General features: G+C 71.9%; 25 protein-coding genes. 16 read left to right on the plus strand and 9 right to left on the minus strand.

The window, feature by feature from the left end; all coding sequences use genetic code 11:
- Positions 1 to 6: 6 nt before the first annotated feature.
- Genes ACH4K4_RS35605 through ACH4K4_RS35630 form a run of 6 tightly spaced genes read left to right on the plus strand, consistent with a single transcriptional unit; the run spans position 7 to position 5,742 of the window.
- Positions 7 to 1,074 (plus strand): glucose-1-phosphate thymidylyltransferase, encoded by a 1,068-nt coding sequence (locus ACH4K4_RS35605; RefSeq protein ID WP_398173485.1) that lies wholly within the window; start codon positions 7 to 9, stop codon positions 1,072 to 1,074.
- 49 nt (positions 1,075 to 1,123) lie between these two features.
- Positions 1,124 to 2,137: a dTDP-glucose 4,6-dehydratase gene (gene rfbB / locus ACH4K4_RS35610; RefSeq protein ID WP_398173487.1), complete on the plus strand. Its 1,014-nt coding sequence runs from the start codon at positions 1,124 to 1,126 to the stop codon at positions 2,135 to 2,137.
- Positions 2,134 to 3,021: a dTDP-4-dehydrorhamnose reductase gene (gene rfbD, locus ACH4K4_RS35615; protein ID WP_398173489.1), complete on the plus strand. Its 888-nt coding sequence runs from the start codon at positions 2,134 to 2,136 to the stop codon at positions 3,019 to 3,021. Before rfbB ends, rfbD begins: the two co-directional genes overlap by 4 nt.
- On the plus strand, positions 3,009 to 3,614 hold the full coding sequence (locus ACH4K4_RS35620) for a dTDP-4-dehydrorhamnose 3,5-epimerase family protein (protein ID WP_398173491.1): 606 nt from the start codon (positions 3,009 to 3,011) through the stop codon (positions 3,612 to 3,614). The genes rfbD and ACH4K4_RS35620 overlap by 13 nt, the downstream gene beginning before the upstream one ends.
- Positions 3,611 to 4,672 carry a FecCD family ABC transporter permease gene (locus ACH4K4_RS35625; protein ID WP_398173493.1) on the plus strand — a complete coding sequence of 354 codons (1,062 nt, stop codon included), beginning with the start codon at positions 3,611 to 3,613 and terminating at the stop codon, positions 4,670 to 4,672. Before ACH4K4_RS35620 ends, ACH4K4_RS35625 begins: the two co-directional genes overlap by 4 nt.
- A complete protein-coding gene (locus ACH4K4_RS35630; protein ID WP_398173495.1) occupies positions 4,669 to 5,742 on the plus strand; it encodes a FecCD family ABC transporter permease in 1,074 nt (357 codons plus the stop codon). Before ACH4K4_RS35625 ends, ACH4K4_RS35630 begins: the two co-directional genes overlap by 4 nt.
- A gap of 107 nt (positions 5,743 to 5,849) precedes the next feature.
- Here the strand turns inward: ACH4K4_RS35630 and ACH4K4_RS35635 are convergent, their stop codons facing one another.
- The 6 genes from ACH4K4_RS35635 to ACH4K4_RS35660 all read right to left on the minus strand — a co-directional run bounded on the left by ACH4K4_RS35635 (position 5,850) and on the right by ACH4K4_RS35660 (position 10,835).
- Positions 5,850 to 6,143, minus strand: a complete 294-nt coding sequence (locus tag ACH4K4_RS35635; protein WP_398173497.1) for a hypothetical protein — start codon at positions 6,141 to 6,143, stop codon at positions 5,850 to 5,852.
- Positions 6,140 to 6,328 (minus strand): hypothetical protein, encoded by a 189-nt coding sequence (locus ACH4K4_RS35640; RefSeq protein WP_398173499.1) that lies wholly within the window; start codon positions 6,326 to 6,328, stop codon positions 6,140 to 6,142. Before ACH4K4_RS35640 ends, ACH4K4_RS35635 begins: the two co-directional genes overlap by 4 nt.
- A 182-nt stretch (positions 6,329 to 6,510) precedes the next feature.
- Complete coding sequence (locus ACH4K4_RS35645; protein ID WP_398173501.1) at positions 6,511 to 7,341, minus strand: hypothetical protein; 831 nt, start codon at positions 7,339 to 7,341, stop codon at positions 6,511 to 6,513.
- A complete protein-coding gene (locus ACH4K4_RS35650; RefSeq protein ID WP_398173503.1) occupies positions 7,304 to 8,674 on the minus strand; it encodes a hypothetical protein in 1,371 nt (456 codons plus the stop codon). Before ACH4K4_RS35650 ends, ACH4K4_RS35645 begins: the two co-directional genes overlap by 38 nt.
- 21 nt (positions 8,675 to 8,695) lie before the next feature.
- Complete coding sequence (locus tag ACH4K4_RS35655) at positions 8,696 to 9,595, minus strand: hypothetical protein (RefSeq protein WP_398173505.1); 900 nt, start codon at positions 9,593 to 9,595, stop codon at positions 8,696 to 8,698.
- Positions 9,504 to 10,835 carry a hypothetical protein gene (locus tag ACH4K4_RS35660; protein WP_398173507.1) on the minus strand — a complete coding sequence of 444 codons (1,332 nt, stop codon included), beginning with the start codon at positions 10,833 to 10,835 and terminating at the stop codon, positions 9,504 to 9,506. The genes ACH4K4_RS35655 and ACH4K4_RS35660 overlap by 92 nt, the downstream gene beginning before the upstream one ends.
- A gap of 448 nt (positions 10,836 to 11,283) precedes the next feature.
- Between ACH4K4_RS35660 and ACH4K4_RS35665 the strand changes: the two genes are divergently transcribed.
- From ACH4K4_RS35665 to ACH4K4_RS35690, 6 genes are all read left to right on the plus strand, one after another.
- Complete coding sequence (locus tag ACH4K4_RS35665; protein ID WP_398173509.1) at positions 11,284 to 11,976, plus strand: peptidase inhibitor family I36 protein; 693 nt, start codon at positions 11,284 to 11,286, stop codon at positions 11,974 to 11,976.
- Positions 11,977 to 12,065: 89 nt separating this feature from the next.
- Positions 12,066 to 12,503, plus strand: a complete 438-nt coding sequence (locus ACH4K4_RS35670; RefSeq protein ID WP_398173511.1) for a hypothetical protein — start codon at positions 12,066 to 12,068, stop codon at positions 12,501 to 12,503.
- A gap of 521 nt (positions 12,504 to 13,024) precedes the next feature.
- A complete protein-coding gene (locus tag ACH4K4_RS35675; protein WP_398173513.1) occupies positions 13,025 to 13,714 on the plus strand; it encodes a transglycosylase SLT domain-containing protein in 690 nt (229 codons plus the stop codon).
- 169 nt (positions 13,715 to 13,883) lie between these two features.
- A complete protein-coding gene (locus ACH4K4_RS35680) occupies positions 13,884 to 15,035 on the plus strand; it encodes a winged helix DNA-binding domain-containing protein (protein ID WP_398173515.1) in 1,152 nt (383 codons plus the stop codon).
- Positions 15,036 to 15,252: 217 nt separating this feature from the next.
- Entirely contained in the window at positions 15,253 to 17,403 is a 2,151-nt protein-coding gene (locus tag ACH4K4_RS35685; protein WP_398173517.1) for a prolyl oligopeptidase family serine peptidase, read from the plus strand.
- Between the two features lie 129 nt (positions 17,404 to 17,532).
- On the plus strand, positions 17,533 to 18,069 hold the full coding sequence (locus tag ACH4K4_RS35690) for a Rieske (2Fe-2S) protein (protein ID WP_398173519.1): 537 nt from the start codon (positions 17,533 to 17,535) through the stop codon (positions 18,067 to 18,069).
- Between the two features lie 30 nt (positions 18,070 to 18,099).
- Here the strand turns inward: ACH4K4_RS35690 and ACH4K4_RS35695 are convergent, their stop codons facing one another.
- A complete protein-coding gene (locus ACH4K4_RS35695; RefSeq protein WP_398173521.1) occupies positions 18,100 to 18,756 on the minus strand; it encodes a cysteine hydrolase in 657 nt (218 codons plus the stop codon).
- 177 nt (positions 18,757 to 18,933) lie between these two features.
- Between ACH4K4_RS35695 and ACH4K4_RS35700 the strand changes: the two genes are divergently transcribed.
- From ACH4K4_RS35700 to ACH4K4_RS35715, 4 genes are all read left to right on the plus strand, one after another.
- Complete coding sequence (locus ACH4K4_RS35700) at positions 18,934 to 19,398, plus strand: pyridoxamine 5'-phosphate oxidase family protein (RefSeq protein WP_398173523.1); 465 nt, start codon at positions 18,934 to 18,936, stop codon at positions 19,396 to 19,398.
- 140 nt (positions 19,399 to 19,538) lie between these two features.
- Complete coding sequence (locus tag ACH4K4_RS35705; protein WP_398173525.1) at positions 19,539 to 20,993, plus strand: acyl-CoA synthetase; 1,455 nt, start codon at positions 19,539 to 19,541, stop codon at positions 20,991 to 20,993.
- 79 nt (positions 20,994 to 21,072) lie between these two features.
- Positions 21,073 to 22,521, plus strand: a complete 1,449-nt coding sequence (locus ACH4K4_RS35710) for a carboxyl transferase domain-containing protein (RefSeq protein WP_398173527.1) — start codon at positions 21,073 to 21,075, stop codon at positions 22,519 to 22,521.
- Between the two features lie 269 nt (positions 22,522 to 22,790).
- Positions 22,791 to 23,102, plus strand: coding sequence for a GNAT family N-acetyltransferase (locus ACH4K4_RS35715; RefSeq protein ID WP_398173529.1), 312 nt, complete (start codon positions 22,791 to 22,793; stop codon positions 23,100 to 23,102).
- Here the strand turns inward: ACH4K4_RS35715 and ACH4K4_RS35720 are convergent.
- Positions 23,073 to 23,609 (minus strand): GrpB family protein, encoded by a 537-nt coding sequence (locus tag ACH4K4_RS35720; protein WP_398173531.1) that lies wholly within the window; start codon positions 23,607 to 23,609, stop codon positions 23,073 to 23,075. The two genes, ACH4K4_RS35715 and ACH4K4_RS35720, sit on opposite strands and share 30 nt — an antisense overlap.
- Positions 23,610 to 23,653: 44 nt before the next feature.
- Positions 23,654 to 24,562 (minus strand): LysR family transcriptional regulator, encoded by a 909-nt coding sequence (locus ACH4K4_RS35725; RefSeq protein ID WP_398173533.1) that lies wholly within the window; start codon positions 24,560 to 24,562, stop codon positions 23,654 to 23,656.
- Between the last annotated feature and the right edge of the window lie 73 nt (positions 24,563 to 24,635).

Here is a 24,635-nt window from a genome sequence, read left to right on the forward strand (position 1 = left end):
CCGCTCATGAAGGCACTTGTCCTCTCCGGAGGCACCGGCAGCAGACTGCGGCCCATCACCCACACCGCCGCCAAGCAACTCGTCCCGGTCGCCAACAAGCCGGTGCTCTTCTACGGCATCGAGTCCCTGGTCGCCGCGGGCGTCACCGACATCGGCATCATCGTCGGGGACACCGCGGCGGAGATCCGCACCGCCGTGGGCGACGGCTCCCGCTTCGGGGCCCGCGTCACCTACCTCCCCCAGGAACAGCCCCTCGGCCTCGCGCACGCCGTGCTCATCGCCCGCGACTGGCTCGGCGACGACGACTTCGTGATGTACCTCGGCGACAACTTCGTGGTCGGCGGCATCACCGAACTCGTCGAGGAGTTCCGGCGGTCCCGCCCCGACGCGCGGATCCTGCTCACCAAGGTCGCCGACCCCAGCGCGTTCGGCGTCGCCGAGCTGTCCCCCGAAGGCCGCGTCCTGCGCCTGGAGGAGAAGCCGCGCGAGCCGCGCAGCGACCTGGCGCTGGTCGGCGTCTACCTCTTCACGTCCGGCGTGCACGACGCCGTACGGGCCATCGAACCCTCGGCCCGCGGCGAGCTGGAGATCACCGACGCCCTCCAGTGGCTGGTCGAAGCGGGCCGCACCGTGCAGTCCACGGTCATCTCCGGCTACTGGAAGGACACCGGCAACGTCACCGACATGCTGGAGGTCAACCGCACCGTGCTGGAGGGCCTGCCGCCCGCCGTCCTGGGCGAGGTGGACGGCGACAGCGAACTGGTCGGCCGGGTCCGCGTCGAGGCCGGGGCCAGCATCGTACGGTCCCGGATCGTGGGCCCCGCGGTCATCGGCGCGGACAGCGTCGTACGCGACTCCTACATCGGCCCCTCCACGTCCGTCGCGGACGGCTGTGTGATCAGCGGCAGCGAGGTGGAGTTCTCCATCATCCTGGACGACTCCCGCATCGAGAACGCCGGCCGGATCGAGGGCTCGCTCATCGGCCGCATGGTCCGCATGAGCGGCGCCGCCCGCGCGCCCCGCGCGCACCGCGTGGTGCTCGGCGACCACAGCCAGGTGCAGATAGCGCCCTGACCCCGCCCGCCACCCGACCGCATCCCCCTTTCCTCCTTGGACTGACGCCTTGAGAATCCTCGTCACCGGCGGGGCCGGCTTCATCGGCTCCCACTTCGTCCGCACCCTGCTCGCCCCGGAGGACTCCGGCACCGGACCGCACGTCGTCACCGTTGTGGACGCTCTGACCTACGCGGGGAACCGCGCCAACCTCCAAGCCGTGCGGAGCGATCCGCGGTTCACCTTCGTGCACGGCGACATCCGGGACCGGCCGCTGGTGGACGACCTGCTGGCCGATCACGACGCGGTGGTGCACTTCGCCGCCGAGTCGCACGTGGACCGGTCCATCGCGGGCGGCACCGACTTCGCCTCCACCAACGTCCTGGGCACCCAGGTCCTCCTGGAGTCCGCAGTGCGCCACCGCATCGCCCGCTTCGTGCACGTCTCCACCGACGAGGTGTACGGCTCGATCGCGGACGGCTCCTGGACCGAGGACGAGCCCTTGGCCCCCAACTCCCCCTACTCCGCCTCCAAGGCGGGCTCCGACCTCCTGGCACTGGCCCACCACCGCACCCACGGCCTGGACGTTTCGGTGACCCGCTGCTCCAACAACTACGGCCCCTACCAGCACCCCGAAAAAGTCATCCCGCTGTTCGTCGGCCGGCTGCTGGCGGGCGGGCGCGTCCCGCTGTACGGCGACGGGCTCAACGTACGCGACTGGCTGCACGTCGACGACCACTGCCGGGCACTGCGCCTGGTCCTGGAAGGCGGCCGGCCCGGCGAGGTCTACAACATCGGCGGCGGCACCGAACTGACCAACAAGGACCTCACCGAACGCCTCCTCGCCGCCTGCGGCGCCGGCTGGGACCGGGTCGACCACGTCACCGACCGCAAGGGCCACGACCGGCGCTACTCCGTCGACTGGACCAAAATCCGTACCGAACTGGGCTACGTCCCCCGGCGCTCCTTCGAGGACGGGCTCGCCGAAACCGTCGCCTGGTACCGCGACCACCCCGACCGGTGGGCGGCGGCCCCGGCCGCCGGCGCCACCGGCGTGCCCGCCGTGGGCGGTGCCGCCCGGTGAGCCGCTGGCTGATCACCGGCGCCGGCGGCATGCTCGGCCGCGAGGTGTGCCGCCTGCTGGCCGCCGAGGGCGAGTGCGCGCTCCCTCTGGACCGCCGGTCCCTGGACCTCACCGACACCCGCGCCGTGGAGTCCGCCCTGCGCCGCGTCCGCCCGGCCGTGGTCGTCAACTGCGCCGCCTACACGGACGTGGACGGCGCCGAGACCCACGAGGAGCAGGCACGGCGCGTCAACGCCGACGCGGTACGCGGGCTGGCCCGCGCCTGCGCCAGCGGCGGCACCCGGCTGCTGCACGTATCCACCGACTACGTCTTCTCCGGCGACGCCGGCACCCCGTATGCGGAGGGCGCGCCCACCGGCCCGCTCACCGCCTACGGCCGCAGCAAGGCCGCCGGCGAACAGGCCGTCCTGACCGAGCTGCCGCGCACCGGCACCGTCGTGCGCACCGCCTGGCTGTACGGCGCCCACGGCCGCAACTTCGTCCGCACCATGGCCGAACGCGCCGCGCGCGGCGCCACCGTGGACGTCGTCGACGACCAGACGGGCCAGCCCACCCCGGCCCGCGACGTGGCGCGACGGCTGCTCGACCTGGGGCGCGGACCCGCACGCCCCGGCGTCTTCCACGCCACCACCGGCGGGCAGACCACCTGGTACGGGCTGGCCCGCGAGGTCTACCGGCTGGCGGGCGCCGACCCGGACCGGGTACGTCCCACCGGCAGCGCCGCCCTGGACCGGCCTGCCCGCCGCCCCGCCTGGAGCGTGCTCGGACACGACCGCTGGGCCGCCGCCGGACTGCCCGCGCCCCGGCACTGGCGCGACGCGCTCGCCGCCGAGTTCACCGCCGTCACCGCGACACTGGAAGGAGCCGTCTCATGCGCCCGCTGAGCATCGAAGGAGCCTGGGTACGCGACCCGCTCGTCCACCGGGACGACCGAGGCTCCTTCCACGAGTGGTTCACCCAGCCGGAGTTCACCGGGGCCACCGGCCGCGCCCCGGTACTGGCCCAGGCCAACTGCTCCGTCTCCCGCCGCGGCGTACTGCGCGGCCTGCACTTCAGCGAGGTGCCGCCCGGCCAGGCCAAGTACGTCACCTGCGTGCGCGGCGCCGTACTGGACGTGGTGGTGGACGTGCGGACCGGCTCCCCCACGTACGGCGCGTGGGAGGCCGTACCGCTGGACGAGGACGGGCTGAGCGCGGTGTACGTCTCCGAAGGGCTCGGCCACGCCTTCATGGCCCTGACCGACGACGCCACCGTGGTCTACCTGTGCTCCACCGGCTACCAGCCGCGGCGCGAACACGGCGTCCACCCGCTGGACCCGGCGCTCGGCATCGGCTGGCCCGCCGGTGTCACCCCGCTGCTGTCCGCCAAGGACGCCTCCGCGCCCACCCTGGCGGAGGCCGAAAGGCTGGGCCTGCTGCCCTCTTACGAGGAGTGCGTGCGCCACCGGGCCGCGGCCAGGGAAGGCAGCGCCGCGTGACGACGACCGCGACCGTCGCCCGCACCGCCTCCCCCGCACCACCCGCCCCGGCCGCACCGCCGGCCGGGCGCCGGACGGTGCGGGCCGGCGGGCTGCTGCTGGGCCTGGCACTGCTGGCCGCCGTGGTGCTGGCCAGTATCGCCGTGGGCACCAAGGCCATCCCCCTCGACCAGGTGTGGCACGGCCTGTTCGCGCCGACCGGCACCGCCGACGACCGGATCGTGCGCGAGCTGCGTCTGCCCCGTACCGCGCTGGGCGTCGCGGCAGGCACCGCCCTGGGGCTGGCCGGCGCCGTGATGCAGACCCTCACCCGCAACCCGCTGGCCGACCCCGGGCTCCTCGGCGTCAACGCGGGCGCCTCGGCCGCCGTCGTCACCGCGATCAGCGTGCTGGGCGTCACCTCCTTCACCGGCTACCTGTGGTTCGCGCTGGCCGGCGCCGGCGCGGCGGCCGTCCTGGTCAACGCGCTCGGCGGCAGCCGGGCGGCCACACCGGTACGCCTGGCCCTGGCCGGCACCGCCGTCAACGCCGCCCTCTTCGGCTGCGTCAACGGATTGCAACTGACGGACCTGGGAGCGCTGGAGACCATGCGGCACTGGTCGGTCGGCACCCTCGCGGGCCGCCGCGGCGACCTGCTCCTGGCCGCCCTGCCCTTCCTCCTCGCGGGCGCCGTCCTCGCGCTGGCCGTGGCCCGCCCGCTGAACGCCATGGCCCTGGGAGAGGACACCGCCCGCTCCCTGGGCGCCCGGCTGGGCCGGACCCGGGTGCTGTCCATCGCCGCCATCACCCTGCTCTGCGGCGCCGCCACCGCGGTCTGCGGGCCGATCGGCTTCGTCGGCCTGATGATCCCGCACGCGGTACGGGCCTTCTGCGGCCCCGACACCCGGTGGCTGTTCCCCTACTGCGCCGTCTTCGCGCCGGTCCTGCTGCTGGGCTCCGACATCGTCGGCCGGGTACTGGCCCCGCCGGCCGAGATCGAGGTCGGGGTGGTCACCGCGTTCTGCGGCGGCCTGGTGTTCATCCACCTCGTCCGCCGGCGCAAGGCGGCCCAGCTGTGAACGCCGTCCGCACCCCCGTCGCGCGCCGCACGGCGCCGCGACCCACCTTCCTGCGCACCCGGGGCGGGCTGTCCCTGCGGCTGGGCCGCCGCGCCCTGCTGGTCTGCGTACTGCTGATACTGACCGGCGCCACGGTGGCCGTCCTGTCCCTCGGCATGGGCACCTACCGCCTCGCCCCCGCCGAAGTCCTCGCCACCCTCTTCGGGGACGGCCCGCCCGGCGCGGACTTCGTCGTCGTGGACCTGCGGCTGCCCCGCGTACTGGACGGGCTGCTGGCCGGGTTCGCGATGGGCATGAGCGGCGCGGTCTTCCAGTCGCTGGCCCGCAACCCCCTCGGCAGCCCCGACGTCATCGGCTTCGGCAGCGGAGCGTCGGCCGGCGCCCTGGTCTCCGTGATCCTCCTGGAAGCCGGTACCGCGCAGATCGCCCTCGGCGCCGTGGCCGGCGGGCTGGCCACCGCCGCCGCCGTCTACCTGCTGGCCTGGCGGCGCGGCGTGCACGGCTACCGCCTGGTGCTCGTCGGCATCGGCGGCTCCGCGGTGCTCGGCTCGCTCACCAGCTACCTGTACGTACGGGCCGACATCGGCAAGGCCGCCGAAGCCGCCACCTGGATGATCGGCAGCCTCAACGGGCGCGGCTGGCCCGACGTGACCGTGGCCGCCCTCGGCGTCGCCGCCCTGGCACCCGCCGTCCTGGTCCTCGCCCGCCGGCTCTCCCTCCTGGAGATGGGCGACGACACGGCGGCGGCACTCGGCGTCGCCCCCGAACGCAGCCGCCTGGCACTCCTCGCCACCGGCACCGGCCTGACGGCACTCGCCGTGGCCGCCGCCGGCCCCATCCCCTTCGTCGCCCTGGCCGCCCCCCAACTGGCCCGCCGCCTCACCCGCTCCCCCGGCCCCAACGTCCTCCCCGCAGCCTGGATGGGCGCCACCCTGGTCACCCTCGCCGACTGGACGGCCCAACGCGTCTCCGGCACGGCCATCCTCCCGGTGGGCGTACTCACGGGAGTGGGCGGGGGCGTGTACCTGGCCTGGCTGCTGTTCCTGGAAAGGAAGTCGGGAAAGCTGTGACGCAGTATTTCCTTATGCGCAAAGGAACCTGATAGACATTGAGGAATCGACCACCGCGCCCGCCAAGCTGCTCGGCTGGGAGATCAAGTTCAAAGCGTTCTTCGTCTCTACTCGCGAGCGTCCGGCTTCGCCCGCCGTCGCCGAAGGCGCTCCCCGGCCCCCGTCAGTTCGCCTACGATCCTGGCTGCCGAGGTGAACACCGACGCCTGGAAGAACGTGCCCACCGCATGGTCGGAGTAGCGGAAGACGACATACCCGGCGAGGAATCCGGCGGCACCGCAGTAGGCGGCGACCCACATGCCGCGCCGGCGGTCGAACGGATACACGACGAGCGGGAGAAAGGGCCAGGCGTATCCGACGGCCACGAACACGGCGGTGATGCCGGTGGCCACGTAGGTCACGACGCGGCTCCCTTGGCGTCGATCACCGCGCCGACGGCCAGCAGGACGACAGGGAAGACGACCAGCAGGAACGCCATGGCCCATCCCGTCTTCGCCGTCGTCTTGTCCGCGACTTTCACACACAGCAGGATCACGGGCGCCAGGTAGAGGAATGCGGCGAAGAAGGCTATATACAGGTAGCCCATGAGGAAATGCTCCCTTGATGTGCGAAGAGGGGAGAAGGACCGGCCTTTGCCGGCCGGTCCCCTCCCCTTCTCCTTGCATTAAATCACTCGGTGCTCACCGGCTAGCGGGTGAGGTTGACGGTGAACTTGTTCGCCGGTTCGTCGCAGTGCACCACGCCGCCCGGCCGGTTCCCCGGCCCGTCTCAGAGGAACGGGACCGGGGCGTCCACAGCCCACGGATTACCGCCGCTGCCACGGTGGTACGCGTCGCAGGAGCCGTAGGCGTTCCCATTGGGAGCGGTGGCGGGGAAGTTGGAGAAGTTCCTCCAGTCACCGCCGCTGATGCGCTTGCCCGACCGGTGTCCGAGGTTGTCGGTCAGGTGGTCGTCGACGTACAGGTACAGGTCGGGCATGTAGGACTGGAAGACGATGCCGTTCGACGGATTCGCGTCCTTGTCCTTCTCCAGGTGCGTGGGCTTCACGGAGCCGTCGGCACAGAAGGCGGCGGCGATGTCCTGCCAGATCGGAGGCGCGTTACCGATCATGGAGCCGCCCATGTTGTTGTTCCACGACCCGGTGTTCTTGAAGAACATCGAGTAGACGTCCCCGGCGAACCGCCGCACCGCGTGGTTCGTCTCCAGGTGCGCGTTGACCTTGTCCACCCACGCCTTGACGTTGTCGTTGACCGACTGGTGGCCGATCATGGCGCGGTATCCGTGCACGCCGCCGCCGACGGCGCGGAAGTCCACGCAATGCTTGGCGTCGTCGAGGTGCGCGGCGCGGAAGTGCGGGAAGTACGCCTGGCCCGGCGTGTCCCCGTCGTCGTAGGGGTGCGACGTGTGGACGTTGCCGTACTCCAGCGCGTCCTGCGTGGTGTAGTCGATGTCCGGGGCGGGGATGCCGTAGTCCGCCTCGATCGTCTTCATGATCTGCGTGACGAAGTACGGGAGGTGGGCGTTGCCGACGCGGGAGCGGTAGTCCGACCCCTCGCTGCCTTCAACGATCTTCCCGTCCTCGCCGACCACGTACGTCACGTTCACATCGGACTTGATCTTGTAGCTGTTCGGGTCCCGGTAGGCCTCGGAGGCGGGCTTGGACGGGTCGGGACGTAGGTTGGACATGGTTCATCCACACCGGGATCGACATCGCCGGGGCGGAGCCGTCGGCGTGCGGCTTCCATCCGCCCGCCTTGATGTCCTTCGCCCATTTGTCGGCCGCGTCCCACGTCTTCTGCCCCGTGCATTCGCCGACCGCCTTCGCCGTCGGGCAGCGCGCCTCGTAGGACAGGCCGTAGGCGTCGGCGCCCGGGTTGTTCCACAGGGGTCCGCGGTAGGCGAGCCCCATGCCCCAGTCGTAGAGCGACTTCATCGACCGCACAGGCGAGTTGATCTCCGTGGAGACCGGCCAGTTCGAGTTCAGCTCCTGGTTCGGGTCGAAGACCGCGGCGGCGGTCAGGGAGCGGTGGACGAACTTGCCCTTGATCGGCTTGAACGCCACGGAGTTCCAGGCGATGTCACGGTCGGCGGAACCCGTCTCCGTGTAGTTCGCCAGCGTCACCTTCGGCGTGGACGTGAATTGGTAGGCGCCCAGCGGCACCCACTTGCCGTTGTTGGCGTCCTGGTCGACGAACCGCTCGTACGGGCCGCCGGAGGCGCCGCTGACGACGTACTTCGCGTGCCTGGTCTGCGCGCCGGTGTCGGGGACGTACGCGTAGACGGCGGCGAGGCCGTACTTCTTCCCCGCCGTCCACGTGCCCTCGATCGTCATCCGGTTGCCGTCGCCGCCGAGGTGGTCCTCGTTACGCGTGTGGGTGTACCAGAAGTGCCCCCCGTGGCCGCCGCCGATCGAATACAGGTCGGCTTTCGCCTCGTAGTGCCGGTCCCAGTCGGGATGGAAGGTGAACTGGAACGAGCCCGTCGACGACGCCTTCCCGCAGTTCGACCACGTTTCCGTGCCGTCGGGTACGGAGGTGACGACGTCGGAGCCCTTCGGGGCGGTGCCGCAGACCGGGTCGCCGTTCTTCAGCCGGTAGCCACGTCCCGGTTCGGAGCGCAGGGTGGCGTACTTGATGCTCTCGTGTCCGCACGTCCGGTCGCAGTCGGGCTTCCACGTCGCGTTCTCGTGCTTCCACCAGAACTGCCGGTAGCAGGCCTCGTCCGGGCAGTCGACCGGGGCGGCCGGGTCACAGCCGTTCTTCTTGTTGCAGAAGGTGTCCAGCGGCGGGCTGACGCGCGAGCGGTCGGCGACGGTGAGCCACCAGGCGGGGCGGAAGCCGGCGGAGGAGAAGCCGGACTCGCCCTTCCAGTCCTGCCGGCCGTCCGTGGAGTAGGAAAAGCCGGTGTCGATGGACCAGGCGGACCAGCCCATCACCTTTTCCTCGTACGGCCACTACTGCGGGTGCGCAGCGTCACGGATGTTGTTCGGGTTGAGGCTGACATCCATGAACGGGTGGTCCCAAGCGCCCTCCTTGTAAAGGGGGTTGGCGGGGTTGTTGTACCAGCCCAGGCCCCAGTGGCCGCCGTTCTTCGCGGCGTCCGACTTGGGGTTGAAGCCGAGGTTGTAGTTCCAGGCGGCGGTGAACCAGTTCTCCACGCGGGAGGGGTCGTCATTGTTGACCGTGATCTTCTGGCCGTCCTTGTGCACCTCGTTCCACTTGTCGGCCAGGATTTTCATGGAGGCGGCGATGTTGGTGGCGTAGTCGACCGCGATCGCCTTCTGCGGCTTCGGGTCGAGGCTCGTCTCGCCCTTCTTCTCGTGCCCCTTCAAGCGCATGCCGTCGGTGACCTGCCCGACGCCGTAACCGCAGTCGGACTTGTCCCAGTTGATGCGCCAGTAGCCGAGGAGGGTGTCCTTCGTGCTGTGGCCGTAGTAACCGTCCACGGCGGCCAGCGGGTTGCCCATCTGGCCGGGGATCGCACCGGACTCGGCCTGCCGCAGGTTGGACTCCTGCGCCAGGACGCCCAGGAGGACGCTGGCCGGGATCCGGCCGCCGCCGTTCAGCTTGGGAAGGGGGAACAGCCCCTGCGGGTCGATCGAGCCGAGCCCGGCCTGGCTGCGGTAGCCGCCCTGGCGGATCCACTTGCCGCGCAGCTCGCCCCGTACGGCCATGTCCACCGCCCACTCGACCTGGTTCGGCGTCGGCTGCAACGCCTGGGCACCCAGGTCGTTGCGGGAGACGGAGCACCAGCGGTCGGTGTCACGGGTGTCGCGGGAGACGGCGGCGGCCGCGCGGGACAGTACGCGCGGCCGGGTGTCGCCGGTCAGCGCGGGGGGACAGGCCGTTGCCAATGCGCGGCGACGCCGAGGCGACCCGCTGCTCGACCTTGCGTCCCGTCGGGGTGGCGGTCGACGTGACGGTGATCGCGGTGTCGCCGTCGGCCGCGCAGGGAGCCTGCCCGGAGCGGGAACGCACGCCCGCCTCGGGCTCGTCCGCCTTGTCGAAGCCCTGGCCGGCCGCCTTGATACGGGTCAGACCGGCGCGGACGCCGGGTGTCAGCACGGGGTCGACGGCCAGGCGGCCGTGGGAGGAGACGTCGGTGTCGGCCGGCGCGTCGATCTTGATGACGCCGCTCCCCCGCACCTGCGCGCTCTGGGGGTGCCCGGTGAGAAAGGCGCGGCCCTGCGCGCCGGGCGCGAGGTCGAGGTCGCCGAGGCGTCCGGTGGCGACCGCGGCCGCCTTGCCGTTGCCGCCGTACACCTTGGCCTGCGCCGTCTTCGTGTCCTTGCGGTCCACGAAGCCGATCCGGTCACCCGCCATGGGACGGATGTCGAAGGGGGTGCTGTCGCCCTTGGCGAGCCGGCGGGTCCCGCCCTTGCCGTCGATGTGGACGAGGTCGCGGCCGAGGCCGGCGACGACGCCGTCCTTCACGGGGGCCGCCGACGACACCTGTCCGCGCAGTTCCCCGGTCTTCACGACCGTCTTGCCTGCGGTGTCCACCGTGATCACGCGCGTGTTCACCTTCGACGCGTCGTTCATGTCGCGGTACTGGGTGAAGGCGGCGGTGTGTGTGGTGCTGTTACAGGCGGGGTCGAAGTAGGCGAGGGTGGCGGTGAACGGCAGCTTCGTCACCTCGCCCGTCGTGGTGTTCACGATCGCCGTGAACGCGCCGCCCTGCATCAGGTCGGGCTTGTTGGTGAACGAGCGCGGGGCGTACACGGCCGCGACGTGGGAGTCGTCCATGACGCACTGGTTGCCGATCCACGAGTCGGCGGGCATCCCCGGCTCGTTGAGGACGGCGGCCGTCTGCCACTCGTACGCCTTGCTCGACTCGGCGGTGAGGATGCGCAGGCCCTCGGAGTCGGCGGCGGCGGTGACGGCCCGGTCCTTCGAGCTGTCCCAGTTCTTGCCGAGCTTCTTGTCGGGGGCGGCGACCCGGCCGGAACCGGTCGGCCCGTCCGCCGGCTGCGGCTTCGCCGGCGGGGTATCCGGCGCGGCGTAGGCCGCGCCGCTCTGTATCAGCCCGGCCAGGACGGCGGCGGCCGCAAGGCCCGCTATCCCGGCACGGGCCGGTCTGGAGGTTTTCGACACGCGTGTTTCCTATGGCTGTTGACATGCGCAAGGAGGCACCGGGGGTGTGTGACGCGCGCTGATGCGCGCCTTCCCGAGAGGTCGGTGCGATGACGGACAGGCCGTACGGCGTCCGTGAAATGAACTTGATCATCGTAAGGCCCGAATAAATGGCGCATGCAAGCAGGTGCTGCCCGCCAGCCCCCGACGCGCTGGTGACGACCCGTCACCACGCGCGCATACGGACGCCCCGTCAGCTCACATCACGACGCCTTTAGTTGATCTTTATGCGGCCGTTATCCGGCATCGTGCAACCGTGCCGAACCGCACATCCCCCACGCCGCACTTGTCGCACTTCATGCGAATTGCCCGCTAGATCGTTGCATGGCTACGCCATACGTTTTTTGACCGGGCCGCGGTTACGAGAACGCGGTCCGCGTGAACATGCCACCGCACAGGGGGAACACCCATGCACATACGCGTCCGTACCACCGTGGCCGCCGCCGCCCTCGCCGTCGCGACGGCCGGCATCGCCGCCGCCCCGGCCTTCGCCGACACCACCGCTCCCGAGACGCCCGGCGCCGTCTCCGGCACCGCGACCCCCGAGGACGAGGCGCAGGTCCACAAGGAGCTGGAGAACGCGCCGAAGGTCGAGATGTACTACCACGGCAAGAAGATCGACTCGACCTCCGACGACCTCGGTGGTGCGCAGCTGTGCGCGGAGGTGTCGGAGGACGGCACCATGGAGTGCTTCGACAACCAGCAGGAAGCCAACGCTTACCTCGGCCGGCACGCCCCGACCGAGGAAGCGCGCCTGGGCGCCAAGTCGGCCGCCGTCCTGCGCAGCTACAACGACTGCCCCAAGAACTGGGTCTGCCTGTGGCAGGACGCCAACTACAAGGGCCGCCGCCTGCAGTGGCCGACCTACGCCTCGTCGAAGACCCGCCACCTGGACCAGTACAGCCCCAGCTTCCGCGACAAGGCGTCCTCCGCCTATGTCAACCGCCCGCAGCGCGGCGTGGAACTGTACGACTTCCGCACCGGCATGCCCGACCCGCACCTCTTCCTGGGCGCCGGTTACTCCGCCTACCCGAACTTCAAGAAGATTTCCTACGCTTACGGCGGCAACTGGAACGACAAGGCCGACGCCATCAAGTTCTGACATTCGCGTACCGACGCCCCCGATACGACATCGCAGCCGCGCCCCGGAGCCGATCCGGGGCACGGCCCGCCCGCCAAGGAGAATGCCGGATGCGTACACGGCCGACCCGACCCGTGCTCCTCACCCTCGGCGCCTGCCTCGCCATCGGCCTCACCAGCGGCTGTGAGTGGACCGACACCACCGCCCACGGCACGCCCGTCGCGCAGGAGACCCTGCCCGCCGACAACGACAAGGCGCAGTCCAAGAAGCACGCCCGCGACTTCCGCGCGTGGATCGGATCCCACGGAACACCGGACCAGAAGGAAGCGGCCTCCCGCGTACAGAGCATCATCGGCGAGTGGGACGACAAGACCGGCAACGCCTACATCTCCACCGACATCAACGGCGGAACCAAGCCGGTCAAGGACGCCATGGCCACCGCCCGGTCCCTCGCCACCGCCTTCGACGACTGGAAGGACGCCAAGGAGGGCTACGTGTCCGTGTACGACGTGTTCGGCAACGCGCTGGTCACCAACAGCAGCTTCTGAACCCTCGGGGCCGGGCGGAAGCAATTATTAGATCCCGCCTATTACGGCTGAAGCTCCCACCGATCAATGCGCACGCGCGACCATTTCCTTTCGAACGGAAACCGCCCCCGCATTCACGGTGACGCGCACCACAAAAACACCAACGGCGCGCCACGAAGACGCCGCCCAAAAGCGCCCGGCAGCGTGATCCGGCGCACGGGACCTTGGTCCTCTACGGCTCCACGCCGTAGAGGCCGCTCGCCGCATGCGGCCCTGTAGAGGTCCCACTCGCGGCGTCTCTCCGTCTTTCTACGGGGTCGCGTAGCAGATCGCCTCGCACCACCGCTATTGCTTTCCGATTTCGCCGCCGCTAATCATGGTGGAGCACCGGGAAAGAGCGCTGCGCCCTTCACCGCAGAAGGTAAGCGCGGACACGCACCCGGATCGCATCCTTCGTATTGCGCAGCCGGCACCACATGCCTGAACCCCGTAACCGGCCGCGTCCCCTTTTTACGCACCAGCGTCCCGGAAGAGGTTTCCGCATGCCGATGCCCACTCTGCTCCGTTCCGTCCGCGCGACCAAGACCCACAAGCTCTCCGCCGCCGTGCTGGTGGCCGCCGGTGCCACCGCGGCGCTGACGGTCCCCGCCGCGGCCGGTGAGGCGCACGCCGCATCCTCGGCCGCGCCGTCCGCCGTACAGCCGGTCTCCGCGAACGGCCAGCCGGTGGGTGCCAAGACCAAGGCCGCCGACCCGAAGGCCGGCAACGGCGCCGAGAAGGACGTTCAGCAGGCCGCGAACCTGGCCGACACGGTGAAGGTCACGGCCGTGGCCGCCCAGGACCACACCGCCAAGGAGGCCGCCAGCCGCGCCGCCGACCGCAAGCCGGTCGAGGCCCCCAAGCCGCACTACGCGAACAACCTGGACGGCTGGATCAAGGAATCGCTGGCCATCATGAAGGAGAAGGGCATCCCCGGCAGCTACGAGGGCCTGCACCGCAACATCATGCGCGAGTCCAGCGGCAACCCGAACTGCGTCAACGACTGGGACATCAACGCCAAGAACGGCATCCCGTCCAAGGGCCTGCTCCAGGTCATCCAGCCCACCTTCGACGCGTACCACGTCGAGGGCACGGCCAACGACCTGACCGACCCGGTCGCCAACATCACGGCAGCGGCCAACTACGCCGCCCACCGCTACGGCTCCATGGACAACGTCAACTCCGCCTACTGAGCCCGGGACGCGGAAGACTCAGCGGAGCCCTCACCCGAGCGGCACGCCTACGCGAAAGCCCTGCCGGCACTGCCCGGCAGGGCTTTCGCGTAGGTGCGTGCGCGCCCGTCACCGGTGAGGGACCCCGACCTCCGGGTCGGGTTCCGACCGGGGACGAGAGAATCCCCGTATGCCGATCACTGCGCGTTCCCTCAACCGTTCCACGCTCGCCCGGCAGTTGCTGCTCGGCCGCGAGTCGATCGACGTCGCCGAGGCACTGCGGCAGGTGGTCGCCTTGCAGGCACAGCAGCCCGCTTCGCCGTACCTCGCACTGTGGAACCGGCTCAGCGGCTTCTCCCCTGACGACCTCGACGACGCCGTGACCGGCCTGCGAGCGGTGAGGGCGACGCTGATGCGCATCACGTTGCACATGGTCCATGCCGCGGACTACCAGGTCTTCCGCGAGGCCATGGAGCCGACGCTGCGCGCCTCCAGGCTCGGCGACTCCCGGTTCACGGCGTCCGGGCTCACCGCCGACGAGGTCGACGCGCTGCTCCCGGACCTGCTGAAGTACGCCGAACAGCCACGTACGGCAGTCGAGTTGCGCGGCCGGTTCGAGGAGTTGTCGGGCGCTCCCGTGGAGCCGACGGCCTGGCGGTTGCTGCGGCAGTACGTGCCGCTGTGGCACGCGCCCGTCGGAGGGCCCTGGTCGTTCGGCACCCGGCAGGCGTTCGTCGCGGCGCGTTCCCGGCCGGCCCTGGCCGCGGTTCCCGATGCCGCCGACGACGGCCTGCGCGTCCTGATCCGTCGCTATCTGGAGGGCTTCGGGCCGGCGTCGGTGGCGGACATGGCGCAGTTCGCGTTGGTCCGGCGGTCCCGCGCCAAGGCGGCGGTGCAGTCGCTCGCCGCGGAGCTTGAGCAGGTGGAAGGCCCCGACGGCACGGTGCTCTACGACATTCCCGGCGCGCCGCGGCCGCCCGGGGACACCCCGGCGCCGCCCAGGCTGATGGCGATGTGGGACAGCGTCCTGCTGGCCTATGCCGACCGTGGCCGCGTCATACCGCCCGCGTACCGCAAGCTGGTGATCCGCGTGAACGGCGACGTACTGCCCACGCTCCTGGTCGACGGCCATGTCGCCGGCGTCTGGCGCCCCGTCGAAGGAGGCATCGAGGCCACGGCCTTCCATCCCCTGCCGGACGCGGAGTGGGAAGGACTGGCGACGGAGGCCGCTTCTCTCGTGCCGTTCCTCGCCGGCCGCGACCCCCTGGTCTACCGCCGCTACGACCACTGGTGGGCCAAGGGGCTGCCGGCCGCCGAGTCACGGCTGCTCCCGGGCGGCTGAGCCGACGCCGCCTCGGCTTCACAGACCCGGCAGGGCATAACACCTGAAGACATGTACACTTATTCCACGAAGCCCCGCGGCTCCCCCGTCCGCGGGGCTTCGTCATGTCCGCGGCGCGGTCGCCGTGCGCGCGGCGGGACCACGGAACCACCCGAAGTGGTGCCCTTGGCGGCACAATTCATGGCAGCAGAGCTGTTTCGCCTGTCAGAGTCCCCACATGGCTCTCTCCGATACCCCTTCCGCCTCTCCTGTTTCCGACGCCTCCCCCGCCTCCGCCGCCGCCTTTCCCCGGCAGTTCGCGCGCACCCGGCGCTTCTCTCTCGGCGTGCCGGGCCACTTCGGCGTCTCCCCGGACGGCAGCCGCGTCCTGTTCGTCCGTACGGGCGGGGGCGACGACCCCGTAGGCCGGTTGTGGCTTTACGAGGGCGGAGCGGAACGGGTCCTCGTCGATCCGGCGCTCCTGGAGGGCGACGGGGGCGCGTTCTCGGAGGGGCCGCTGCCCGAGGAGGAGCGGCTGCGCCGGGAACGGGCGCGTGAGCACTCGACGGGCGTGGTGGCGTACGCGGCGGATGCCGCAGCGCGCGTGGTGGCTTGTGCGCTCTCCGGCGCGCTGTGGGTGGTGCGTACGGACGGGGGCGCCCCCTTTCACGTGCCGGCCGCCGGACCGGTCGCCGATCCCCGGCCCTCTCCGGACGGGCAGTTCGTCGCGTACGTGACCGGCGGATCCCTGCACGTCGTCCGTCTGGAGGACGGTACGGACCGGTGCTTGGCCGCCGCGGAGGGCCCGGATGTCACCTACGGGCTCCCCGAGTACGTGGCGGCCGAGTCGATGCACCGGACGCGCGGCTTCTGGTGGTCGCCGGACAGCCGCCGGATCCTGGTCGCCAGGGCCGACACGTCCGGTGTGGCCCGCCGTTACCTCGGCGACCCGGCACGGCCCGAACAGCCGCCGCGCGCGGTCCCTTACCCGTCGGCGGGAACGGCCAACGCGGAGGTGTCGCTGCACATCGTGCCGGTGGCCCCCGGCGAGGCACGCGTCGAGGTGGACTGGGACAGGGCCGCGTACGAGTACCTGGTCAGCGCCGGATGGGACGCGCACGGGCCGCTCGTCGGCGTACAGAGCCGGGACCAGCGGACGGTGCGCACGCTCGCGGTCGACACCGGAAGCGGCGCGACCGAGGTCCTGCACGAGCGCACCGATCCCGCCTGGGTGGAGATCGTGTCCGGCACCCCGGCCCGTACGGCCTCGGGAGCCCTCGTCCTTCCCGAGGACGCGGCCGGCACCCGCCGTCTGAACGTGGGCGGCAGAAACGTCACGCCGCCCGGGCTGAACCTGCGCGAGGTCGTCGCCGTAGAGGACGAACAGGTGTGGTTCACCGCCCAGGAGGAGCCGACGGAACTCCACGTGTGGAGGTGGGACCCCCAGGACGGGCCGGTCCGCCTGAGCGAGGGGCCGGGGTGGTTCACCGCGGCGGTCGGCGGCGGGACGGTCGTCCTGGCCGGGCTCACCCCGGACGGGCCCGTGACCAGGGTGTCCGGCTCCGCACCCGGCACGCCGCCGGGGACCGTCGCATCGCTCGCCGAAGAGCCGGCCGTCGCTCCGCGCCCGCGGCACCTGGTCCTCGGCGAGCGCGAGTTGCACAGCGCGCTGTACCTGCCCTCCTGGTACGGGCCCGGTACAGGCAAGCTGCCCGTGCTGCTCTCCCCGTACGGAGGACCGAGCGTCCAGTTGGCGGTGCGGGCGCGTACCTGGTTCGGCTGTGTGGCGCAGTGGTTCGCCGAGGAGGGCTTCGCCGTACTGGTCACGGACGGCCGCGGCACCCCCGGCCGGGGCCCGGCGTGGGAGAAGGCCGTCCACGGCGACCAGCTCACGCCCGTCCTGGAGGACCAGGTAGACGCGCTGCACGCGGCCGCCGAGCGCTTCGCGGACCTCGACCTGGAGCGGGTGGCGATCCGCGGCTGGTCGTTCGGCGGCTTCCTGGCGGCGGCCGCCGTCCTGCACCGCCCCGACGTCTTCCACGCGGCGGTCGCCGGCGCCGCCCCCACGGACCAGCGGCTGTACGACACCCACTGGAAGGAGCGCTTTCTCGGCCATCCCCAAGAGGCGCCGGACGCCTACGCGCGCAGTTCCCTCGCGGGCCACGGCCACCTGCTGCGCCGCCCGCTGCTGCTCGTGCAGGGGATGGCGGACGACAACGTGGCGCCCGCTCACACCCTCCGCTTCTCGGCCGAACTGCTCGCGGCCGGCAAACAGCACAGCGTGCTGCCGCTCCCCGGAGCGGGGCATTCACCGGCCGACGCGGCGGTGACCGAGAACCTGCTCCGCTTCGAACGCGATTTCCTGCGCGACGCGCTCGCCAAGCGCTGAACGCCCTTCCCCGCCCCTCCGTATGGAACTTCCACAACGCCCGCGGACCGCACGGACCACGTGACACACACGGCGCACGGGACACGGCGCCCACGGGCAGGGAATGGCACCGACAGCCGGAGGCACAGCATGACTCAGCAGGCTTCAGCGGGACGGGCTTCAGCGGGACCGGCGGGCACGGGAACACCACGCCGCACGGTCGTGGCGGCGGCCGGCGCCGCGGGACTGGCCGCCGTCCTCGCGGCATGCGGGAACGACGCGGACGGGTACGGCGACAGCGCGTCCTCCGCCGCTCCCGAGACGTCGCCCGGCTCTTCGGCGGCATCCGGGAGCGGCGGCGCGAAGGACGGCGGAGGAACCGGCGCGGGCGGCGCGGCCGGAGGCGTACTGGCGAAGGTCACGGACATCCCCGAAGGCGGGGGCAAGGTCTTCAAGGACCGCAAGATCGTGGTGACGCAGCCGGCGGCGGGCGAGTTCAAGGCGTTCTCGGCGGTCTGCCGGCACCAGGGCTGCCTGGTGAACGAGGTGGCGGACGGCACGATCAACTGCCCCTGCCACGGCAGCAAGTACGCGGTCCACGACGGCAGCGTACGCAACGGCCCGGCCACACAGGGGCTCACGGCGGCCAAGGTCAGCGTCGAGGGCGGCTCGATCAAGCTCGGCTGACCCGGCCGGAGGTACGGGGCGCGCCGCCGGTCATCCGGGGGTGGTCCCGGGCCTGCGCGGCTTCGTCCAGCGGGAGATCAGCTTGTCGGTGGTGGTGACGGTGGCCACGAGGGCGAGGGTGTGGCGGACCAGCGCCGCCGTGTAGTCGGCCGGCACGCCGGCGATGGCGTCGGCGGGCACGACCGCGGTGTAGCCGAGGTTGACCGCGTCGAAGACGGCGTTGGGGATCGCCACATTGGCCGACACCCCGACGATGACGAGGGTGCGGCAGCCGAGGTTGCGCAGCAGCGGGTCCACGTCCGTACCGGCGATCGGCGACAGGCCGTGCAGCCTGCGCACGATCAGGTCGTCCTCGCAGACGGGTATCGGCTCGGCGATCCGGACCGCGGCCGTACCGGCGAGCTGTTGCACGGGCAGGCGTTCGGCGGCGCTGAACAAGCGCGCGTTGCGGCTGGCGCCCCGGCCGTCGGGGCGGCGCTCGGCGACGGCGTGCAGAACCTGTACGCCCGCGTCGTGCGCGGCCGCGACCAGCCGGGCCACCCGGCCGAGCGCGCCGGTCCTGCGTGCCGCCTCGGCGAGTTCCGGCAGCGCGCTGTCCGGTCCGACGACGCCCCGCTGGCACTCGACGGTGAGCAGCGCCGTCGTGGCCGGGTCGGTCTGCTGCGGGAGGTGCGCGCCCGTTGCCATCGATGCGTCTCCTCGGGGTCGCGGGCCGGCCGGTACGTGCCGCCGGTGCCGTGCCGTCACAAGCCGCGTGAGAGTAGCCGCCATTGCGCCGGCAGGGAAGAGACCGCATGATGCCTGGCACTCGGCAGGCCGGACCGGTCCGCGCCCCGCGGGCCGTACAGCGGAGGTGGACGAGGTATGACCGCCACACAGCGGCGCGGGCGCCGCATCATGATGACGCCGCAGGAACTGGACGCCTTCCTGGCGGAGCAGCGTACGTGCCGGGTCGCCACGGTGGGCGAGGACGGCACGCCGCACGTCGGCGCCCTGTGGTTCGTCTGGGACGGCGCGGCGCTCTGGCTGTATTCGATCGTCCGCAGCAAGCGGTGGGCGCAGCTGCGCAAGAACCCCCGGACCGCGGTGGTCGTCGACGACGGGCACGACTACGGGGAGCTGCGCGGGGCGGAGCTGAGCGGCAGCGCGGCCGTCGTGGGCCGGGTACCGCGGACGAGTGACGCCTGCCCGGAACTCGACGTACCGGAACGGATGTTCGCCGCCAAGTACTTCGGCATGGACGAGATGCCGCACGACGGGCGGCACGCCTGGCTGCGGCTGGTGCCGGACTCCGTCGTCTCCTGGGACTTCCGCAAGATGCCGGGGTGAGCGGAGCGCGCCGGTACCCTCGCGCGGCGCCGCGTGATCGCGTTGTCGGTGGTCTCTGCCAAAGTGGTGGGGGACGGCCCGCTTCCGGCGGATCCGGGCCGACGGCAACGACGTGGGACGACGAGGACGAGGGAGACCTGGTGAACGTGCTCTTTCCGACGCTGGGCGACGCATCGCCGCAGCCCGCGCTGCGCTTCGGCGAGCGTGCGCTCAGCTACCGTCAACTGGCCGCGGTGGCGTGCCGGCTCGCCGAGCGCCTCGGCGGCCAGACCCGGGTGGCCGTCTGGGCCACGCCCACGCTGGAGACCGCCGTCGCCGTCGTGGCCGCGCTGCTCGCCGGGGTGCCCGCCGTGCCGGTGAACCCGAAGATCGGCGAGAGCGAGCTGGCGCACATCGTGTCGGACAGCGGCCCGGCGCTCGTCCTGGCCGAGCCGGGCACCGAGCTGCCCGGCGCGCTGGCCGCCCTCCCCCGCCTCGACGTCGATGCCGTCACGGGTGACGAGGAGGTGCCCCCGCTCCCGTACGAACCGGTTGCCGAGTCCCCTGCGCTGATCGTCTACACCTCCGGCACCACCGGCCCGCCCAAGGGGGTCGTCATCCCCCGCCGGGCCATCGCCCACACCCTGGACGCGCTGGCGGAGGCCTGGCAGTGGACGGCCGACGACGTGCTCGTGCACGGCCTGCCGCTCTTCCACGTGCACGGCCTCGTCCTCGGGATCCTCGGGCCGCTGCGGCGCGGCGGCAGCGTCCGCCACCTGGGGCGTTTCAGCACCGAGGGCGTCGTCAGAGAACTGGGGGCGGACGGCACCATGCTGTTCGGCGTGCCGACGATGTACCACCGGCTGGCCGTGGAGGCGGGCGAGAACCCCGCTCTGGCCAAGGCGCTGTCCCGCGCCCGTCTCCTGGTCTCCGGGTCGGCGGCGCTGCCGCGCAGCGACCACGAACGGCTCGCCGCTGCCGCCGGCTGCCGCGTCATCGAGCGGTACGGCATGACCGAGACGCTGATGAACACGAGCGTACGGGCCGACGGCGACCCCGCGCCCGGCAGCGTCGGCGTCCCGCTGCCCGGCGTGTACGTCCGGCTCGTCGACGAATCCGGGCAGGCCGTCGAGGCGAGCGACGGCGAAACGGTGGGCGAGATCCAGGTCCGCGGCCCGAACCTGTTCGTCGAATACCTCAACCGCCCGGACGCCACCGCCGCCGCCTTCGACGGCGGCTGGTTCCGTACGGGCGACATGGCGACCCGCGACGCCGCCGGCAACTACCGCATCGTGGGGCGCAAGGCCACGGACCTGATCAAGAGCGGCGGGTACAAGATCGGAGCGGGCGAGATCGAGAACGCGTTGCTGGAGCACCCCGGCGTCAGCGAGGCCGCCGTCACGGGCGAGCCGGACGAGGACCTGGGCGAGCGGATCGTCGCCTGGATCGTCCCGGCGCCCGCGGCCGAAGGGGTGCCCGGCCCGACCGGTACGGACCTCGCCGACCATGTGGCCCGGCAGCTCGCACCGCACAAGCGCCCCCGCGTGGTCCACTTCCTGGAAGCCCTGCCGCGCAACGACATGGGCAAGATCCTCAAGCGGGAACTCCGTGCGTAGCGAACCGCCGCGGGGTGCGGGCGGGGCCGATGGCGGGGCTGACGAGGCTGGCGCGCCCTTGGACGCGGACGGGCGGTCCGTGCCGACCGGTCCGTCCCCGCGCTGGACCGCGCGCGAGGCGGTCGCCGTGGTGACGGACGACTTCACCGAGCTGCCCGCGCCCGCCGGAGAGCCGACGGCAGCGGCCGGCGCGGTGCCCGGCGAACCGCTCGGCGGTGCCGCACCCGACGACGAGCCGTTCGACGACGGACCGCTCGGCTGGCACGGGTACGGGGCCGCCCGGCAGCGGGCCCGGGAGCGGACCGGCGAACGCGAGTCCGTGGTCGTCGGAACCGCCCGGGTCGCGGGCGTGGAGACCGTCCTGGTCTCCTTCGAGTTCGGCTTCCTCGGCGGCTCCCTCGGCCGGCGCACCGGCGACCGGCTGGTGGCCGCCTACACCCACGCCCGCGAGCGGCACCTGCCGGTCGTGTCGTTGATCGCCACGGGCGGCAGCCGGATGCAGGAGGGAATGCGGGCGCTGTCCCAGCTCCAGCGGGTGGCCGCCCAGTCGGCGCTGAACCGCGCCGCGGGGCTGCCGCAGCTCGCCGTGGTCCGCGATCCGACGACCGGCGGCGGCTGGGCGACGCTCGGCGCGGGCGCCGACGTGGTGCTCGCGCTTCCGGGCGCGCAGGTCGGCTTCGCCGGCTCGCGGGTACGCCCGGCAGGCGCCGACCCGTACGCGTACAGCGCCGAGGGCCAGTTGGCGGCCGGGCAGCTCGACGCCGTCGTCCCGCCGGACCGGTTGCGCGCGACGCTCGGCGGCTGGCTTCGGCTGCTGGCTCCCGGGTCGGCACGGGCGGCCGGTGCCGATGCGGCCTCTCCCGTGGCAGCCGCCCCGCTTCCGTACGCTCTCGGCGCGCCCCGTCTGCCGGGGTCCGGCTGGGAAGCGGTGTGCGCGGCTCGCGACGAGCGGCGCCCGCGCGCCGCGGCGTATCTGGACGCGTACTTCGAGTGGCGCGAGGAGATCAGCGGCGACCGCTGCGGCGGCACCGACACGGGTGTGCGCTGCGGGTTCGGCCGGCGGGACGGGCGCACGGTCGCGTTCGCCGCACAGTGCGGCACCGCCGTACGCCCTGCGGGCTTCCGCACGGCCGCCCGGCTGATCCGGCTGGCCGACCGGCTCGGCATACCGGTGCTCACGCTCGTGGACACCCCGGGCGCGGCCAACGACCCGGCCGCCGAAGGGGCGGGCGCGGGCGCGGCCATCGCGGACGCCTTCGCCGTACTGGCCTCGGTCCGTACGCCCGTCACCTCGCTGCTCGTCGGGGAAGGCGGGTCCGGCGGCGCGCTGGCGCTGGCCGCACCGGGGCGGCTGTGGGCGACGCCGGACAGCTACTTCTCCGTGATCGCGCCGGAATCGGCCGCCGCCATCCTCAAGCGCGATGCGGGTGCGGTGCGGGACACGGCGGACCAACTCCGCATCCGCCCGCAGGACTTGCTGGACCTGGGCATCATCCAGGGCATCGTGTCCCCGCCCGTTTCCGGTTGACCGGCCGGGGACGGCGACAGACCCGCCCCTCCCCCACCCCGTGCACCACACTGGCCACATGGACGACATCCTCATCCGCCCTGCCCGCCCTGACGGACTCACCACCGTCGCCGAACTCCGATGGCAATGGGTGCAGGAGAACGACGGGACGCCCGTCACCACACGCGACGCGTTCGTCCGACGCTTCGCGGACTGGGCGCGGGAGAACGCTGCCTCCCATCACTGCATGGTGATGCTCCGCGGCCACGTGATCATCGGCATGGCATGGCATGGCAGTCACCCGGCGCGTGCCCAGTCCGCGCGCGCTGGACCGGGCGTCGGGCGACGTGCAGTGTGTGTACGTGGTTCCGGGCGAGCGGGACAACGGGCTGGGCGGGCGGATGATCGACGCCGTGCTGGAACTGGCCCACGAGATGCGGCTCGAACGCGTGACGGTCCATTCCAGCGACCGGGCGGTCCACGCCTACTCCCGGCACGGCTTCGGCATGTCTCCCCGGCTGTTGCAGGCCGATATACCCCTGCCCGGCCGGCGGCCCGGGCCGCCGGCTCCGTCAGTCCTCCCAGACCGGGACCGGCGGTAGGCCCCGCTCGGCGCGGGCGCGGTCGGTCAGTTCCTGGATCAGGTCGGTCTTGGCCCGTACGTAGTCGTCGGGCGAGGGACCGGCAGCGGCCAGGGACTGCTTGAGCCGTGCGTAACGCGCCGCGTCCTGCGGGTATGCGCGCAAGTGGTCCCGGAAGATCCGCTGGTTGCGCGACGGCCAGCTCTCCAGGGTGACCACGTGCAGATGGTGCGTCCGGTGGGCGTCGTCGCCGCGGACGTAAAGGCGATGATCGGGCATGCCGTCGCCCAGCCAGTAGCCGAGACGGGCCAGCTCCTCTTCTCGGGACGCGACGGCACCGAGGTCCTCGGCCGCGGCCATCAGGTCGATGACGGGCTTGGCGGCCAGCCCGGGGACGGCCGTCGAGCCGACGTGCTCGATCTCCGTGATCACCCCGGCCAGCGCCTCGCGCACCTCCGCGATCGCGGCGGCGGCCGCCGCCGGCCACGCCGGGTCGTACGGGACTACTTCGATGATCCGCTTGGCCATGCGCGTCATTGTGCCAGCCGTCCGGTGCCCGGCTCACGGGATTTTCAGCGCCCTTCCCTCTCTTCTCCCGTCCTGCGCAACGCGGTGACGGCCGCGCGGATCGACGGCCTCCGATCGGCGTCGGCGCGCCAGACCGCGTAGACGTGCCGGCGCATGGTGTGCCGTACGGGCACCACGCTCACGCCCTGCGGCACCGGCCCGCGCCCCAGCCGGGGGGCCACCGCCACCCCCAGCCCCGCGCTGATCAGGGCGAGTTGGGTGGGGTGCTCCTCCACCATGTGCGCGACGCGCGGCTCGATTCCCTTGCTGCGCAGGGTGAACATCAGCCAGTCGTGGCAGAACTCGCCCTCCGGCGAGGCGATCCACTCGTCGTCGGCGAATTCCTCCAGCTCGACCGACTCGCGGTGTGCCAGCGGGTGGCCGGCCGGCATGGCCACGTCGGCCGGGTCGTCGAGGATCGGCGCCTTGGCCAGGCCCTCGGGCAGCGGGAGCGGCCGGTTGTGCCAGTCCAGGACGACGGCCAAGTCGATGTCGCCGCGCACCACGCCCCGCACCGATGCCTCCGGTTCCATCTCGCGCAGTTGCGCGCGAAGCTGGGGGTGCTCGGCGCGGAGCTGGACCAGCGCGCCGGGCAGCAGGTCACGCGCCGCGGTGGGGAAGGCGCCGAGCCGCAGCTCGCCGACGGCCTGCCCGCGGTGGGCCTCAAGATCGGCTTGGGCCAGCTCGACCTGCGAGAGGATGCGGATGGCGTGCTCGGCCAGCAGCCTGCCGGCGTCGGTCAGGCGCACGCCCCGGCCGTTCTTGGCCAGCAGCTGCTGGCCCGCCTCCCGCTCCAGCTTGGCGAGTTGCTGCGATACGGCGGAGGTGGTCACATGCAGTCCGTCCGCCGCCGCGCTCACCGAGCCGTGCCGGGCCACCGCGCTCAGGGTCCGCAGGCGATCAAGGTTCAACATGTAAGCAATGCTAAGCGGTGACTGCCACGAAAACTCGCTTGTGCTAAGAATTAGCCGCACAGCATCGTGTTCC

Origin of the sequence: Streptomyces sp. NPDC017529, from assembly GCF_044329785.1 — a bacterium.
Classification (GTDB): domain Bacteria; phylum Actinomycetota; class Actinomycetes; order Streptomycetales; family Streptomycetaceae; genus Streptomyces.

Bases quoted from the DNA above. Each gene is read 5' to 3' on its own strand.
- ACH4K4_RS35605 (WP_398173485.1), top strand. From the start codon at position 7: ATGAAGGCACTTGTCCTCTCCGGAGGCACCGGCAGCAGACTGCGGCCC.
- ACH4K4_RS35700 (WP_398173523.1), top strand. From the start codon at position 18,934: ATGACCGCCACACAGCGGCGCGGGCGCCGCATCATGATGACGCCGCAG.
- ACH4K4_RS35640 (WP_398173499.1), bottom strand. From the start codon at position 6,328: ATGGGCTACCTGTATATAGCCTTCTTCGCCGCATTCCTCTACCTGGCG.
- ACH4K4_RS35690 (WP_398173519.1), top strand. From the start codon at position 17,533: ATGACTCAGCAGGCTTCAGCGGGACGGGCTTCAGCGGGACCGGCGGGC.
- ACH4K4_RS35695 (WP_398173521.1), bottom strand. From the start codon at position 18,756: ATGGCAACGGGCGCGCACCTCCCGCAGCAGACCGACCCGGCCACGACG.
- ACH4K4_RS35720 (WP_398173531.1), bottom strand. From the start codon at position 23,609: ATGGCCAAGCGGATCATCGAAGTAGTCCCGTACGACCCGGCGTGGCCG.
- ACH4K4_RS35670 (WP_398173511.1), top strand. From the start codon at position 12,066: ATGCGTACACGGCCGACCCGACCCGTGCTCCTCACCCTCGGCGCCTGC.
- ACH4K4_RS35685 (WP_398173517.1), top strand. From the start codon at position 15,253: ATGGCTCTCTCCGATACCCCTTCCGCCTCTCCTGTTTCCGACGCCTCC.
- ACH4K4_RS35715 (WP_398173529.1), top strand. From the start codon at position 22,791: ATGGCAGTCACCCGGCGCGTGCCCAGTCCGCGCGCGCTGGACCGGGCG.
- ACH4K4_RS35650 (WP_398173503.1), bottom strand. From the start codon at position 8,674: ATGGGCTGGTCCGCCTGGTCCATCGACACCGGCTTTTCCTACTCCACG.
- ACH4K4_RS35665 (WP_398173509.1), top strand. From the start codon at position 11,284: ATGCACATACGCGTCCGTACCACCGTGGCCGCCGCCGCCCTCGCCGTC.
- ACH4K4_RS35680 (WP_398173515.1), top strand. From the start codon at position 13,884: ATGCCGATCACTGCGCGTTCCCTCAACCGTTCCACGCTCGCCCGGCAG.
- ACH4K4_RS35620 (WP_398173491.1), top strand. From the start codon at position 3,009: ATGCGCCCGCTGAGCATCGAAGGAGCCTGGGTACGCGACCCGCTCGTC.
- ACH4K4_RS35675 (WP_398173513.1), top strand. From the start codon at position 13,025: ATGCCGATGCCCACTCTGCTCCGTTCCGTCCGCGCGACCAAGACCCAC.
- ACH4K4_RS35725 (WP_398173533.1), bottom strand. From the start codon at position 24,562: ATGTTGAACCTTGATCGCCTGCGGACCCTGAGCGCGGTGGCCCGGCAC.